The 14,497-nt window shown below is 72.6% G+C and carries 15 protein-coding genes; 4 read left to right on the top strand and 11 right to left on the bottom strand.

What is annotated here, in order from left to right; genetic code table 11:
• Nucleotides 1-24 precede the first annotated feature (24 nt).
• From FB388_RS05075 to FB388_RS05090, 4 genes are read right to left on the bottom strand one after another with little or no spacing between them, the layout of a single operon-like run.
• Nucleotides 25-825, bottom strand: a complete 801-nt coding sequence (locus tag FB388_RS05075) for a cyclase family protein (protein ID WP_142097547.1) — start codon at nucleotides 823-825, stop codon at nucleotides 25-27.
• A gap of 16 nt (nucleotides 826-841) precedes the next feature.
• Nucleotides 842-1,786: a fumarylacetoacetate hydrolase family protein gene (locus FB388_RS05080; protein ID WP_142097549.1), complete on the bottom strand. Its 945-nt coding sequence runs from the start codon at nucleotides 1,784-1,786 to the stop codon at nucleotides 842-844.
• Nucleotides 1,783-3,036, bottom strand: a complete 1,254-nt coding sequence (locus FB388_RS05085) for an MFS transporter (RefSeq protein WP_142097552.1) — start codon at nucleotides 3,034-3,036, stop codon at nucleotides 1,783-1,785. Before FB388_RS05085 ends, FB388_RS05080 begins: the two co-directional genes overlap by 4 nt.
• Before the next feature lie 11 nt (nucleotides 3,037-3,047).
• Entirely contained in the window at nucleotides 3,048-4,571 is a 1,524-nt protein-coding gene (locus FB388_RS05090; RefSeq protein WP_211361772.1) for a class I adenylate-forming enzyme family protein, read from the bottom strand.
• Between the two features lie 129 nt (nucleotides 4,572-4,700).
• On the opposite strand from FB388_RS05090, the gene FB388_RS05095 reads away from it, so the two are divergent.
• The gene (locus FB388_RS05095) at nucleotides 4,701-5,318 is read left to right on the top strand and encodes a TetR/AcrR family transcriptional regulator (protein ID WP_211361773.1); all 618 of its coding nucleotides are present in this window, start codon (nucleotides 4,701-4,703) and stop codon (nucleotides 5,316-5,318) included.
• Nucleotides 5,319-5,360: 42 nt separating this feature from the next.
• Here the strand turns inward: FB388_RS05095 and FB388_RS05100 are convergent, their stop codons facing one another.
• Nucleotides 5,361-5,843, bottom strand: coding sequence for a MarR family winged helix-turn-helix transcriptional regulator (locus tag FB388_RS05100; RefSeq protein WP_142097558.1), 483 nt, complete (start codon nucleotides 5,841-5,843; stop codon nucleotides 5,361-5,363).
• Nucleotides 5,844-5,927: 84 nt separating this feature from the next.
• Between FB388_RS05100 and FB388_RS05105 the strand changes: the two genes are divergently transcribed.
• Together FB388_RS05105 and FB388_RS05110 are read left to right on the top strand one after the other, a co-directional pair.
• Nucleotides 5,928-6,815 (top strand): alpha/beta fold hydrolase, encoded by an 888-nt coding sequence (locus FB388_RS05105; RefSeq protein ID WP_142097561.1) that lies wholly within the window; start codon nucleotides 5,928-5,930, stop codon nucleotides 6,813-6,815.
• Between the two features lie 132 nt (nucleotides 6,816-6,947).
• Nucleotides 6,948-7,487 carry a YbhB/YbcL family Raf kinase inhibitor-like protein gene (locus FB388_RS05110; RefSeq protein ID WP_142097564.1) on the top strand — a complete coding sequence of 180 codons (540 nt, stop codon included), beginning with the start codon at nucleotides 6,948-6,950 and terminating at the stop codon, nucleotides 7,485-7,487.
• Between the two features lie 102 nt (nucleotides 7,488-7,589).
• On the opposite strand, the gene FB388_RS05115 is transcribed toward FB388_RS05110, so the two are convergent.
• A complete protein-coding gene (locus FB388_RS05115; RefSeq protein ID WP_142097567.1) occupies nucleotides 7,590-8,192 on the bottom strand; it encodes a TetR/AcrR family transcriptional regulator in 603 nt (200 codons plus the stop codon).
• Nucleotides 8,193-8,261: 69 nt separating this feature from the next.
• On the opposite strand from FB388_RS05115, the gene FB388_RS05120 reads away from it, so the two are divergent.
• Nucleotides 8,262-9,230: an NADP-dependent oxidoreductase gene (locus tag FB388_RS05120; protein ID WP_246121628.1), complete on the top strand. Its 969-nt coding sequence runs from the start codon at nucleotides 8,262-8,264 to the stop codon at nucleotides 9,228-9,230.
• A 42-nt stretch (nucleotides 9,231-9,272) separates the two neighbouring features.
• On the opposite strand, the gene FB388_RS05125 is transcribed toward FB388_RS05120, so the two are convergent.
• From FB388_RS05125 to FB388_RS05145, 5 genes are all read right to left on the bottom strand, one after another.
• Nucleotides 9,273-10,295, bottom strand: coding sequence for an iron-siderophore ABC transporter substrate-binding protein (locus tag FB388_RS05125; RefSeq protein ID WP_142097570.1), 1,023 nt, complete (start codon nucleotides 10,293-10,295; stop codon nucleotides 9,273-9,275).
• Between the two features lie 247 nt (nucleotides 10,296-10,542).
• The gene (locus tag FB388_RS05130; protein WP_142097573.1) at nucleotides 10,543-11,193 is read right to left on the bottom strand and encodes a hypothetical protein; all 651 of its coding nucleotides are present in this window, start codon (nucleotides 11,191-11,193) and stop codon (nucleotides 10,543-10,545) included.
• Between the two features lie 194 nt (nucleotides 11,194-11,387).
• Nucleotides 11,388-12,578, bottom strand: a complete 1,191-nt coding sequence (locus FB388_RS05135) for an alpha/beta hydrolase family protein (RefSeq protein WP_142097577.1) — start codon at nucleotides 12,576-12,578, stop codon at nucleotides 11,388-11,390.
• 13 nt (nucleotides 12,579-12,591) lie between these two features.
• The gene (locus FB388_RS05140; protein WP_142097580.1) at nucleotides 12,592-13,554 is read right to left on the bottom strand and encodes a fumarylacetoacetate hydrolase family protein; all 963 of its coding nucleotides are present in this window, start codon (nucleotides 13,552-13,554) and stop codon (nucleotides 12,592-12,594) included.
• On the bottom strand, nucleotides 13,554-14,492 hold the full coding sequence (locus tag FB388_RS05145; protein WP_142097583.1) for a VOC family protein: 939 nt from the start codon (nucleotides 14,490-14,492) through the stop codon (nucleotides 13,554-13,556). Before FB388_RS05145 ends, FB388_RS05140 begins: the two co-directional genes overlap by 1 nt.
• Between the last annotated feature and the right edge of the window lie 5 nt (nucleotides 14,493-14,497).

The raw sequence follows: 14,497 nt of genomic DNA on the forward strand, positions 1-14,497 counted from the left end.
GTTCCTCGGGCGCGATGGGCGGGGTCAGTCGGCGACGAAGGCGACGGCGCGCGCGGGTGCGGCGCTGGTGCCCGGGAGCTTGATGGGGAAGAAGCCCACGGTGAAGCCGGTCAGCGGGAGCGCGGCGAGGTTGGTCAGCTGCTGGACGATGAACGCCTCCTTGTCCCGGATGGCGAAGTGGCCGTCCCAGATCTGGGCCGGGTCGCCGGTCTCCTCGAAGGCCTTCTTCATCACCGGGAAGGGGCGGTCCCAGGCGAGGGCGTCGGTGCCGAGAACGGTGGCCCCCCGCGAGGTGAGGTAGCGCGTGGCGTCGCCGGTCATGCCCGGGTAGAAGTAGAACTCGCGGTCGGCCGGGGTGTAGCGCTCCTGGCCGGTGCGGATGAGCACGGCGTCCCCGTGCTCGATCTCGCGGCCGGTCGCCTTGATCGCGGCATCGAGGCCCTCGATGGGGATGGCTTCGCCCGGCTGCACCCAGTCGCGGACGTCGAGCACCATGCCGGGGCGGAACAGCTCGTCGAGGCCGATGTCGCTGATGGTGCGGGCGGGCCTGCCCTCCACCAGGCGGCCGCTGTGCAGCGGCGCGTCGACGTGGGTGCCGCAGTGGGTGTTCATCTCGGTCAGCAGGTCCTCGCCCCAGCCCTCGCCGTCGGGGAGGTCGTCGGGACTGCAGCCAAATATGGCCGTCATGCGGTCGCGGCCGCCGTCCTCGGGACGGAGGTAGGTGATCCTCGGCGCGAGGACGGCCTCGAGGGCGCGGAAGGACTCGTGCACGATGGCGCGGTTCTGCGGGTCCATCGTGCGGGTGATGTCGATCAGGGTGGGCACGGTTCCTCCTTGTGGGTCAGGTGCGGGTGCTGAGCGGGACGAAGGCGGGTGCGGGCCGGACGACCTGCCGGGTCTCGCCGAGGCCGTCGCCGCGCAGCGAGACGACGTCGCCGGGCTGCAGCCAGCCGGTGAACGAGGCCATCTCCGGGGTGTCGACGTGCTCGAGCAGGCAACCGCCGGGCACGGTGCCCGAGCCGATCACGTCGCCGGGCACCAGTTCGGTGCCCCGGGAGACGAAGGCGAGCAGCTCGCCGTAGGTCCAGTCCATGTCGGCGAGCGACCCCTTCGCGATCTCCCGGTCGTTCACCGTGGCGCTGAGCTCGAAGGCCAGGCGACCGTCGCGGCGATGGGGCTCCAGCTCGTCGACGGTGACCAGGGCCGGCCCGAGGGTGATCGCGCTGTCCTTGCTCTTGCCCATGCCGATGCCCTGGGCCATGTCGCGCTGCTGGTGGTCGCGTGCGGTCCAGTCGTTGTAGAGGGTGTAGCCGACGATGTGTCGCTCGGCGGTGTCGGGGTGCAGGTCGCGCCCGCCGCGCCCGATGACCGCACCTACCTCGAGCTCGAGGTCGAACAGCGTGCTGCCGGGGGCGACCGGGACGTCGTCGTGCGGGCCGACGACGGCTGCGGGGTTGGCGAAGTAGAACGCCGGTGTCTCCAGCCAGACCGGAGGCAGCTGCGTGGAGCGGCCCATCGCCCGGTAGCAGCCGCGGAGGTGGTCCAGGAAGCACAGCCCGTCCCGGATCGACGGCGGCCGGGGGATCGGGGCGAGCAACCGGATGTCCGAGAGGGGCCGGACCTCGACGGGCTCGCGGCGGGCGGCCGCGCCGGCCTCGGCGAGGGTCTCGCCGTCGTCGCCAAGGAGCGACAGCAGCGTCACGGCGGCCGGGAGGCCGCGGACGGTCTCGCCGTCGACGAGGCCCGCCCGCGGTCCGGCGCCGCCGTCGTAGGTCACCCACCTCACGGGAGCTCCTCCTGTCCGGGGGCGGGGAACCGCGGCGCCGTGGCGAGCAGCGCGCCCGCCACGGCGAGCAGCCCGACGGCCACGAGGAGCGCGACGCCGTATCCGCCCGTGGCGCTGCGCAGCCACGCCATCAGCAGAGGGCTCGCGCCCACGCCGAGGGTGAAAACGGCGTAGAACACGCCGAACAGCCGGCCGTAGCGGGCCATCCCGTAGTAGCGGGCGGTGAGGTAGCCGATGAGGTCGACCTCGGCGCCGAGCGCGAGGCCGACGCCGAGCGCAGCCGCGGCGGCGAGTCCCGGCCCGCCGAGCAGCAGCGCGAGGTAGCCGGCTGCGGCCACGGTGAGCACGGCGGCGGCGACGCGCGGGGCGAAGAACCGGTCGACGAGCAGCCCGACCGACACCCGTCCGACGATCACCGCGATGCCGACGAGCCCGGCGGTGCCCGCGGCGGACGCCGGGGCCACGCCGGCGTCGCGCAGCATGGGGACCAGGTGCAGCGTGAGCCCGCCGACGGCGAGCGCGAGCGTGAGGAAGGCCGCCGCGAGGCGGGCGAACAGGGCGGTGCGCAGCACGGGTGCGATCCCCGGTGCCGCCGTGCGGACCGGTTCGGTCGAACGGGCGGCGGTAGGGCGGGGCATCAGCAGGAGGACGAGCACCGCGCCGACGAGCACCGCGGCGCCCAGGACCTGGTAGCCGCTGCGCCAGTCCTCGGCGATCCGGGCGCCGAGCAGCTGGGGGACGAGGAAGGCCACGAGGCCGGCGCCGCCCAGGGCGACGCCGAGCGCCAGGCCGCGGGCCCGGTCGAACCGCTCGTTCACAGCGCGGGTGAACGAGACCGGGGTGGACGCCGCGGCCAGCAGGAACATCAGGGCGAACACCAGCAGGTAGCCCGCGAAGGAGGCGCCGCCGGCGGCGAGCAGGAAGTAGGCGGCGCCGAGTGCGAGGAGGGACAGCGTCGACGGGATGCGCACCCCGTACCGGTCGATGACGGCGCCGACCAGCGGCGCGGTCAACACGATGATCGTCGATCCGACGAGCTGGAGCGAGGAGAGCTGGCTGCGGCTCCAGCCGAACTCCGCCTCGAGCTCCGGGATGAACAGGCCGTTGGTGTAGAAGGGCAGCACCGCGACGCCGGTGCCGATGCCCACCGTGGCGGCGGTGAGCGCGCGCCAGCCGCGGCGGATCTCCCCCGCGGGGCCGAGCGCGGCGGGGCCGGTGCGGTCGGGCGGGTCGTGCAGCGTTGCACTCATCGGGTCCTCCGTCAGGTGGTGGGGGTCGGTGGCCGGGTGATCTCCGCGCGGAGGACGTCCTTGCGGATCTTCCCGACGCTGGTGCGGGGCAGCTCGTCGCGGACGACGACGAGGCTGGGGACCTTGAAGCGGGCCAGCCGGGCCCGGCACCAGGCCAGCAGCTCGTCCGGCTCCGGGTGGTGCCCCGGCCGGGGCACGACGTGGGCGACGATCGCCTCGTCGTGCACCGGGTCGGGGATGCCGTGCACCGCGCACTCGAGGACGGCCGGGTGCTCGTTCACCACGCGCTCGACCTCGCTCGCGGCGACGTTCTCCCCGGCTCGTTTCACCATGTCCTTGGCCCGGTCGACGAAGTACGCGCGACCGTCCGCGTCGAGGCGGACGAGGTCGCCGGTGTGCAGCCAGCCGCCGTCGAGCAGCGCGGCCGTCTCCTGCGGCCGGTCGTGGTAGCCGAGCGCGACGTCGGTCCCCGGCTCGCCGCCGACGAGCAACTCGCCGGGGGTGCCGGCCGGGACCGGGTTGCCGGCCGCGTCGACGACGCGGACCTGCACGCCGGGCAGCGGGAGGCCGATCGAGTCCCAGCGGCGGTTCTCGTCCGGCGGGTTGACGAACGGCGGCACCACGGTCTCGGTCATGCCGTAGAGCTGCACGAGCGGTGCGCCGAAGCGGCGTTCGAACTCCGCGGCCTGGGCGTCGGTGAGGTTCTGGGCGAACAGCACCAGGCGCAGGGCGTTGTCGGCGTCGACCGGGTCGGGTGCGGCGCGGGCGAGGATCATCCGCACGGGCGCGGCGAACAGGCTGGCCAGCGTCGGGCGCAGGTCGCGGGCGTGGCGCGGCCACCCCGTCGCGGAGAACCGCGAGGTGAGGGCGATCGAGCCGCCGGCGACGAGCGCCGACATCAGGCAGTAGTACTGGGCGTTGCCGTGGAAGAGCGGCAGGGTCACCAGCCACCGGTCCTCTGCGGTGACGCCGAGGTGGGCGGCCATCGCGGTGCCGACGCGCACGTAGTTCTCGTGCGTGACGAGCACGCCCTTGGGGCGGCTCGTCGTCCCGGACGTGTACATGATCGCCGCGACCCCCGACCGCGGGATGTGCGCGACCGGGGCGGGCTCGGCCGGCCGGGCAGCCACCAGCTCGTCGACGTCCAGCACGCGCACGTGCTCCCGCCCCGCGGATCGCACGGTGGCGCACAGCTGCGGATCCGCGATCGCGACGGTCGCGCCGGCGTCGTCGAGCTGGTGGGCCACCTCGTCGGCGGTGGACAGCGGGTTGACCGGCACGACGACGGCGCCCAGCACGGCGCAGCCGAAAAACACGTCGAGGAACTCGGGGCGGTTCGCGGTCATCAGGTGCACGCGGTCGCCGGCGGCCACTCCCTCGCGGCGCAGCAGTTCCGCAGTGCCGAGGGCGCACCGGACCTGCTCGGCGTAGGAGATCTCGCTGGTCCTCCCGTCGCCGTCGCAGAACACGAGGAACGGCCGAGCAGGGGCGGCCGCGTGCCGGGTGAGCAGCGTGAACGCGTCGGTCGTCGCCACGGTGCGACCTCCGTCCGTCATCGAAGGCGTACTCCAGTACAACTTCGTGAGGACGGACGGTACGACGGCTCGCACCACGAAGCAAGACTCGAGTACAACTTCGTGGTCGCCGCGTGCTGTACTGGGGCCGTGACGAACGCCGTGGAGGCACCCGCCGCCGATCCGGAACCGCTCACCCGGCGCACGCGCAAGCGCAACGAGCGGCGAGATCGCGTGTTCGCGGCGGCGATCGAGCTGTTCACCGAGCGGGGCTACGACGAGACGTCGATGGACGACGTCGCCGCACGTGCGGGCCTCGCCCGCACCACCGTCTTCAACCACTACTCGCGGAAGGTCCTCTTCCTCGAGGACTGGGCGCAGCGCCGCCGCTTGCGCGCGGCCAGGTCGTTCGCAGAGCGCGCCCCGGACGCCGCGTCCGTGCAGGACGTCCTCGGCACGTACCTCGCCGCGCTGGCGGCGCTGAACGAGGACAGCCGTGCCGAGACCGCCGCGATCATGCCGCTCGCCCTGCGCTACACCGACGTGATGGTCGACCACCCGCTCGGCGGCGATCTCGCCCAGCTGATCGTCGACTCACGGGCGCGGCTGCGACCGGGCGCCGACCCGCTCTGGGTGGGACGGCTGATCGCTCTCGGCTACTTCTCGGCGGTCAGTCGGTGGATCACCGCCGAACCCCCGCCGTTCGGCCTCGCCGACGAGCTCGCGTCGCTGCTCGACACCGTGCTGATCGGAGCGCTACCCCGCTGACTGCCGCACCGCAGAACGCCGCGCTCCCGCGGCCCGCGGGCGTCATTCGAGACGGGACCCCAGGTCTCGGGCCATCCAGCCGGGCGTGTCGAAGCGCACGGGCTGTGCTCCGACCAGTGACGTCAGGTGGGTCTCGAACGTCTCGAAAGCACCGGCGCCGATCTTCTGGGACCACTGCTCGCGCAGCCCGTCGAAGATCTCCTCGCCGGTGTGCAGGACTTCCAGCCCGAGCTCGGTCACCTGCAGGCGTTTGCGCCGGGCGTCGCGCGGATCCGGCTCGCGGGACACGTATCCGCGTTCCTGGAGCACCGCGATCGTCCGTGCCGCTGACTGCTTGGAGATCGAGAGGCTGCGACCCAGTTCGGACGCGGTGTCGGCGCCCGCGGCGATCGCGCGCATGGCGAAGTCGTGCACGGGGCGCACGTCGTCGAAGCCGCGGCGGGACAGCTCGGTGATCGCGGCGTCGACCAGGGTGCGGAAGCCGCCGAGCAGCGACAGGGCCAGATCGGCGCCGGACCGGGACACGGACGAAGGGTACGGCGGCGCCTGTACAGAAGACAGTCTGGGTGTCTATCGTTCGACACCCAGACTGTCGAATTTGGAGGAGCCATGGTCATCGCGCCGGTCGGTGAGACGGTGTCGGGTGTCGAGCACCATCGGGTCGAGGTCAACGGCACGGCTCTGCACTACGTGTCAGCGGGTACGAGCGGATCTCCGATCCTGCTGGTCCACGGGTTCCCCGAGACGTGGTGGGCCTTCCGCGAGGTCATCCCGCTGCTCGCGGCGGACCATCGGGTCTTCGCGGTCGACCTGCGCGGTTTCGGCGACTCCGACAACCAGCCGGGCGACTACGGCAGCGCGGCCGCGGCCGAGGATCTCCACCAGCTGATCGCGCACCTGGGTGTGGGGCCGGTGCACCTGGTCGGGCAGGACATCAGCGGGGCGACGGTCCTCCGCCTGGCCGCCACCCATCCGCAGGACGTGGCCGGCCTCGTCGGGATCGAGATGGGACTTCCCGGCTTCGGTCTCGAGGCGCTGGCGGACGTCACCCGGGGCGGCACCTGGTACATCGGCGTGCTGGCCGCCCCCGGCATCCCGGAGATGCTGCTGGCCGGGCGCGAGCGCGAGTTCTTGGGTGGGTTCGTGTTCACCACGATGAGCGCGACACCCGGTGCGATCACCGACCGCGATGTCGAGGAGTTCGCCCGGACCTACTCCCGCCCGAACGGCTGGCGCGGCGCCGGCGGCCTCTACCGGTCGATGCTGCAGGAGGGACCCGAGATCAGGGAGCTCGCCCGGGACCGGGGGCTGAGCATGCCGGTGCTGGCGGTGGGCGCGGGCGGCGGCTCGTTCACCGCTGACACCCTGGCCCAGGTCGCCAGGGCGCAGGTGCGGACGGTGACGCTGGACGGCGTCGGGCACTACGCCGCGATGGAAGCTCCCCGCGACGTCGCCGAGGCGATCCTCGACTTCACCGCGAGCGTGGACGCCGCCTGACGACGAACGATAATCGATTATCCGTGCTATGATCGATGTGTCGGCGGTGCGAGGCGCCGGAATCCCATGACATTCGCGGCCGGGCCTCGCCCGCATGACCGACGACCCACAGCACTTCGAGAGGACGACGCGATGAGCGCCAACGACCCCTTCGCCCGCCACCCGGAGGTGGCCTCCTTCACGGTCACCAGCACCACCGTCACCGACGGCGCCGCCTGGTCGCCCGACCAGTACTCCGGCATCTTCGGCGTCCCGGGCGGGAAGGACATCTCCCCGCAGCTGTCCTGGCACGGCGCCCCGGAAGGCACCAAGAGCTACGTCGTCACCGTCTACGACCCCGACGCCCCCACCGGGTCCGGGTTCTGGCACTGGGCGGTCGCCGACATCCCTGCCGCCGTCACCGAGCTGCCCGAAGGCGCAGGCGACGACACCGGCTCGGGCCTGCCCGAGGGCGCCTTCCAGCTGCGCAACGACGCCGGCGCGGCCCGCTTCATCGGCGCCGCGCCGCCGGCCGGGCACGGGCCCCACCGCTACTTCGTCGCGGTGCACGCCCTCGACGTCGAGTCCATCGGCGTGCCGGCGGACGCCACCCCGGCCGTCCTCGGCTTCACCATGTTCGGGCACACCCTCGGCCGCGCGGTCCTGATCGCCACCGGCGAGACCCCCGCCTGACCGGCATGTCGGGAGTCATCGACACCACGGAGATCCGTTGCGGTGGCTCGCGCAGGAGGCCGGCCTCGACCAGGGTCATGGGTCGAGGCCGGCCTCGGCCTTTCAGGTCGAAGCCGGTGGGCGCTGCTCTTCTTCGCGGCGGACCGTCGGGGCTGACGGCGCGACCGCAGTGCGCAGTTCGGCAGCGGCCTGGGTCACGAGCTCGGAGAGCGGCGCGTCCGGGTCGGTCAGCCACCGGGACGTGGCCCGCCGGGAGATCACTATCGCCACGTCGATGACGAAGCGTGCTTCGCCGGGCTCGACGCCACGGCGCTCGAGCGCCCGCGCCAGCGCGTCGGCGATGTCGGCGAGCTTGATCAGGTCGCGCTCGGCAAGTGCCGGGCTCGCGGCGATCACCGCTGTGCGCCGCAGCAGGAACTCGCGCGGAAAGACCTCGTCGGCGCTCCCCAGTGCGCTCAGCAGTGCCTCGAACGGCGTGAGCTCCGGATCGGCCGCCTCGACCTGGGCGACGAGGTGGGCCTCCAGCTGGTTGCCGGCGAAGAGGACTTCCCGCTTGTCGGGGAAGTAGCGGTAGAAGGAGCGCTCCTTCAGGCCGGCGGCACCCGCGATCTGCGCGACCGTGGTGCGCTCGAACCCCTGCGTCTCGAACAGTTCGAGCGCCGCACGTTCGAGGCGGCCCTGCGCGTCGGCCTCCCATCTCGGCATACCGCCAAGGATATGACAGCAGAAGCTGTCATCACGGTGCTACCGTCAATGACAACAGATGCTGTCGTCATGTGGGAGATCGTCGTGAAGGCTCTTCAGTTCGACCGGTTCGGGTCCCCGGACGTGATCGCGCTCCGCGACGTCCCTGCGCCGGAGCCGGCACCCGGCCAGATCCGGATCGCCGTGCGGGCGTGCGGCCTGACCCCGGCCGACTGGCACACGGTCGACGGCCTCCTCGCCGATCGGCTGCCGCCGCTGCCGCGCGGGCTCGGCTTCGAGATCGCGGGCACCGTCGACGCGCTCGGTGCGGGCGTCACCGGCGTCGAGATCGGTGAGAGCGTGTTCGGTCCGGCGATCTTCGACGGCCCGACGGCAGGAGCCGCCGAGTATGCGCTGATGGCGGCCTGGGCACGCACGCCCGAGGGCGTCACCGCCGAGCAGGCCGCCGCGCTGCCGATGGCCGCCGAAACGGCGTGGCGCGCGCTCGACGACCTCGGCGTGCAGCCGGGCGAGCTGCTGCTCGTCCACGGCGCGGGCTCCACCGTCGGTGAAGCGGCCGTACGCTTGGCGCTGCACCGGGGGGTCCGGGTGATCGCCACCGCCGGGCCGACCCGGACCGCCGCTCTGGAAGCGGCCGGCGCCCGGGTGACCGGCTACGGCGAGGGCATGGCCGAACGCGTCATCGCTCTGGCCGCAGGGCGGGTCGACCGCGCGCTGGACACGGCCCCGACCGGCGGCCGGGTCGACCGCGCCGACGAGGCGAGCCCGGCCGGTGGCTCGCTGCCGACCCTGATCGAGCTGACCGGCGACCCCGACCGCGTCCTGACCGTCTCGGACTTCGCAGCCGCGGCCGAGCTGGGCGCCCGGACCACCCGCATCGACATGCGCTACGAGCGGCTGGGCGAGTTCGCCCGGCTGGCCGGGGAAGGCGTCCTGGTCGTATCGGTCGCCCGCACCTACACCCTCGACCAGATCCAGGAGGCGGCCAAGCTCAGCCGGTCCCGCCGGCCCGGCGGCAAGCTCGTCCTCGTCCTGTGACCGCCCTGCCTGCCCGGTCCGCGCACACGAAGCTCGGCGCGGTCACCGGCGCGCGTCCATCCGCTCCAGCTCGGGAACGACCTGTTCCAGCGCGTAGGGGATGCTCAGGACGCTGTTGAAGGTGATCGCGGCGCCCGGGAACGGGGGCGTGGTGTAGTCGAAGTAGCTCACCCGTCCGGAGCGGACGACGTCGAGCCGGTTGTAGATCGGGTCGTCGCGCAGGACCTGCATCGTGTCCGGATCCGAGGTCCACGCCAGCCGGTCGACGTCGAGCAGCTCGAACTCCTCGGCGCTGACCGTGGCCACGTTGTCCTGCACCCGCGCGCCCAGCCACGGCGGCTCGGTCCTGAAGCCGAGTTCGGCGAAGAACCGGGACTTCGGGTCCTGGGGGGAGAACACCTGGTAGGTGCCGCCCTCCGCGGCGGCCATCACCAGCATGGTCAGCTGCGCCCACTGCGGGTGGGCGGCGCGGACCGCGACGAACCTCCGCTCGACGTCGGCCACGAGGTCCATGGCCTGCTGCTCGCGGCCCAGCGCCCGCCCGGCGGTGAGGGTCATGTCCTGCCACGGGGCACCGAACGGGTCGTACTGCGCCGAGTGCGCCACGGTCGGCGCGATCTTCGACAGGGTGTCGTACTCGGACCGGTCGAGACCCTCGTACAGGGCCAGGATCAGGTCCGGCCGCAGCGCGGCCACCTTCTCGAAGTTGATCTCACCGGCGTTCGAGACGATCTCCGGGGTGGGGCCGCTCGCGGCGCCGGTGGCCCACGGGAAGATCGCACCCGGTTGCTCGTTGAACCACTCGGTCGTGCCGACCGGCTGCACGCCCAGCGCGAGCACGGGGTCCTGGTCGCTCCAGCCGACGGTCACCACCCGCTGTGGCGGGGCGGTGATGGTGGTGGACCCGAGGGCGTGGTCGATGGTTACCGGCATCCCGGGAGCTGCCTGCTGCGGGGCCGGCGCTTGCGAGCCCCCGGGTGACTGCGCGGGCCCACCGCACGCGGTGACGGCAACGGCCAGCGCGGCGGCGCCTGCGAGCAGGCGCAGGGACATTCGGGAACTCACTCTGTGCTCCTCGGGGAACGAGCGGCGAACGACGTGGAGTGCGTGGGACAGCGCCACCCGCCGGCGTCCAGCGGTCCGACCTGAGACATCCGCACCTCCCTCTCTGAGGGAAGGCTAACTTCAATCGGTTGGCCGGACGGAGTGCTCGGCATCACGCGGGCAGTGGGCAGGTGAAGATCCACGGCCGCTCGTCCCACCCGGAAAGCCACCATGTTTCCGCCCGACTCCGGCGAGGGTGGCGTTTCCGCTACTTCTCGCCGCAGTAGCCGTCGCCGTCGCCGTCGCGCTCTCCCGGCCTGCACGGGTGCCCGCTGTTCCCGGTGCGGGGCTTGGTGCCCGAGTCGTCACGATCGCTCTCCGGCTCCGGCTCCGGCTCCGGCTCGGGTTCGGGCTCGGGCGCCGGTCGCGGCGCCGGAGTCGTGGTGGTGGCCACCGGGCGGCGGGTCGTCGTGGTCGGGGGCCCCGCGGCCGAGGGCTTCGTGGTCGTGACCACCGGAGCAGCGGCCGCGAGCGGCGGCGTCGTCAGGGCCGGTGTGGTGGTCGGAGGCGCTGACGTGGTCGGCACGACGACATCCGCGACGGCCACGGGGGCGCTCGGAGTGGACGCGGGTGCCGGACCGACGATCAGGCCCATGATCACGAACGTGGCCAGCGATCCACCGGCCGCCAGCGGGAGCACGACCCGACGGCGGCGCCGCACACCGGTCTGCGGGCGCGTGAATCCGGTCAGCAACAGGGCCACCGCGACCCAGAGGGTCAGCGGCCACAGGAGCGCAGCTACCAGACCGAGGACGATGCCGACCACGACCCACTTCCGCTGCCCCCGGTACCGCTTCGCGAACAGCACGGGATACAGGACGGCCGTCAGTGCCGCGCCGATCAGGTAGAAAGCCGTCATCGAGTGGTCCCGTCCCGCGAGGTGAGCGTGCTGCATCCCGGCTGCTTCGGCACAACCGCGGAGGGGAGCGCTCGCGGTGCCGACGCCGTGCACCGACACCTCGGCACCCGGGTTCGCGGTGTTACCGAGCCGTCTCGCGCGGTGACCGGCAGCGGGATGCCGGTCGGGGCGGGCTGCGCGGCACTCGGCGAGGGTCAGCGAGGGACGCGGGGCGTCGACGCCGCGGTCGCGTCATCGCCCACGATGGTGTCGGCGACCCAGTCGGCGATGAACGTGCTGACGTGGGGGAGGTGGTCCAGGCCGATGTGCTCGGTCGCACCCTCCTCGGGGGTGAAGATCCGCAGCTCGCGCGCGGGGCTGTTGACCGCCTGCTCGTAGGAGCGGTGGGCGTACTCGAGAGGGATCTGGCGGTCGTTGGCGCCGTGGGCGACGAGGAACGGGACCCGGATGCGCTCGACGACACCGTCGAGGTGGACACCGTCGGCGAACTCGATGAAGGCGTCGAGGTCGTCGTGTCCCCACACCCACAGCACGTGTTCCCAATAGTGGGGGACGGGCCGCTCGCCCTCGCGTTCGAGGCGTCGCCGCTGGACCGCGCCCCAGTTGTGGTTCGCGCCCCATGCCACGCACAGGGCGAACCGCTCCTCGAAGGCGGCGGCGCGGGGGGCGTAGTAGCCGCCGAGCGACCAGCCGACGATGCCGATGCGGGCGGGGTCGACGTCGTCGCGGGTCTCCAGCCAGTCGACGGCGGCGCTCGCCCACGCTTCGGCGTCGATACGGGCGTGCAGGTCCTGGAGGCGCAGCGCTTCGCCGGTGCCGGGCTGGTCGAGCATCAGGCAGGAGATGCCGCGGGCGGCGAGCTCCGCCCAGTGGCTCGACGAGTACATGTGCTCCTTCGTCGAGTCCAGCCCGTTGACCATGACGACGACCGGGGCCGGCCCGTCGTCGGTTGCCGGGGCGGCGCTGAAGTAGGCCGGCAGCGTGGTGTCCTCGTACGGGATCGCCACGCGGGTGATCCGGGGGTCGCGCAGGTCGAACGACCTCTGCGCCAGGTCCAGCACCCGGCGGTAGGTGGGGAGCCGGTTCGGGTCGGACCGGGCGAGCATCCGTTCGGCCTGGCAGAGGTAGTTGGTGGCGCGGAAGTACAGCTGCCCGGCGGTGCGGGTGTGCCCGACCTTCTCGGCGTCCTCGGCCTGTGTGACGAGCTGGTCGGTGAGCGCGGTCCAGGATCGGAGGAAGTCGGGGGTACCGGCGTCCTCGCCGCGGGCGGCGGCCTCGCGAATGGGTCGGCAGGCGCGGTCGACCTCGTCGATCAGGCCGCCGCTGTTGAGTGCCGCGACGACCCCCAGGTTCCACACGTAGTTGCCGGGGAAGTACTCGAACACGGGATGTCCTCTCTCAACGCTTCCGGGCGCGCGACCGGGGTCGGGCCGGGCGCACCGGCGGCAGCTCGATGCCGGGCACGACGCGGTTGCGGATGGTGCCGATGCCCTCGACCGTCATCTCGACGACATCGCCGGGCCGCAGCGGGGGTGGGTCCTGGCGCCCGCGGCGGCCCCAGAGCTCGGCGAGGCAGCCGCCGTTGCCGCAGGTGCCGGAGCCGAGCACGTCACCTGCGCGGACCCGGGTGCCGCGGGAGGCGTAGCTGATGAGGTCCTCGAACGGCCAGCCCATGTTGGACAGCAGGTCCTGCCCGATCTCGACGCCGCCAACCGCCACGCGCATGTCGAGGGCCAGGAAGCCCTCGGGATCGCGGTAGGGCTCCAGCTCGTCGGCGGTGACCAGCCATGGCCCGAGGGTGGTGGCGGAGTCCTTGCCCTTCGCGGGGCCGAGCTGCACCTTCATCTCGCGGCGCTGCAGGTCCCGGGCCGACCAGTCGTTCAGGATCGTGTAACCGAACACGTGCTCGCGGGCCTGCTCCGGGCTCAGCGACGCGCCGTCGCGACCGACGACCACGGCGACCTCGCACTCGAAGTCGAACAGCCGCGAGCCGGGCGGGACCGGTACGTCGTCGTGCGCGCCGATCAGCGCGTACGGGTTCGTGAAGTAGAACGTCGGCGCCTCGTACCACTCGGCGACCACGCCGCCGCCGTCACCCACGCTCGCCACCACGCCTTCGACGTGCTCCTCGAACGCGACGAAGTCCCGCACCGTCGGCGGGTCCAGCGGCGGCAGCAGCCGCACCGACCCGACGGGGACGGCCGGACCGTCGAGCGCGGCGGCGCCGGCCTCCCGCGCGGCGGGGAGCCCCGCGCGGACCAGGTCGAGCACCGCCGTCCCGTCGGGGAGCGCGTGCAGGCCCGCGTCGGACACGACGCCTGCGGTGACGGTGCCGCCGGCCTCCCAGGTGGCGAACCGCATCAGACGGGCGGGGCCACGAACAGGCCCTTGTCGGGGTCGTTGAACGAGCGCTTGGCGACGAACTCGTTCATGGCGTTGGCGGTGCCCCACTGGTCGCTCACCTCGGGCTGGGTGAAGTCGTAGAGGTGGGGGTGCCAGGTGTCCTCGTCGACCTCCTCCAGCTCGGTCGTGTACTCCATGGTGTTGCCGCTGGGGTCGAGGAAGTAGCTGAAGGTGTTGTTGCCGGCCATGTGCCGGCCGGGGCCCCAGATCTTCTCCACCCCGGCGCGCAGGGCCCGCCCGGTGGCGCGCATGTACTCGTCGAGGCCGCGCAGCTCGAACGAGGCGTGGTGCAGCGACGGGTGCGGGCAGCGGGCGATCGCCATGCTGTGGTGCCAGCTGTTGACCCGCATGAACCACATCATCTTCCCCATGTGCGGGTGCATGAGGGTGTCGGAGAGGGCGAAGGCCATGTGCTTCTCGTAGAACGCCCGGGTGCCCTCCGGGTCGGCGGAGTTGATCACGACGTGGGACAGGCGGACCGGGATCGACTCGCCCTCCTCGATCCGCCGGTGCGCGCGGACGGCGACGTCGGAGGAGACCTCGACGGTGCGACCCTCGTTGTCGAAGAAGCGGAAGCCGTAGCCGCCACCGGGCGTCTGCAGCTCGGCGGGCTCGCTGACCAGCTGGACGCCCGCGGTGGCGAGCCGCCCGGCGAGGGTGTCGACGTCGGCGGCGGAGGCGGCGCCGAACGCGATGAGGTCGATCCGCTTGTCCGTGGCCTTGCGCAGCCGCACGACGTACTGCTCGGGGCTGCCCTCGGCGGCGAGGAACGTCAGGCCCGACTCCGTGTGCTCGGGGGTCAGGCCCCAGGTGTGGGTGTAGAACTCCAGCTGGCGGGCGTGGTCGGGCACGGCCAGGTCGACGTGCCGCAGATGGGTGATCAGGCGTTCTGCCATCGGTC

Source organism: Pseudonocardia cypriaca (assembly GCF_006717045.1).
Lineage (GTDB): Bacteria > Actinomycetota > Actinomycetes > Mycobacteriales > Pseudonocardiaceae > Pseudonocardia > Pseudonocardia cypriaca.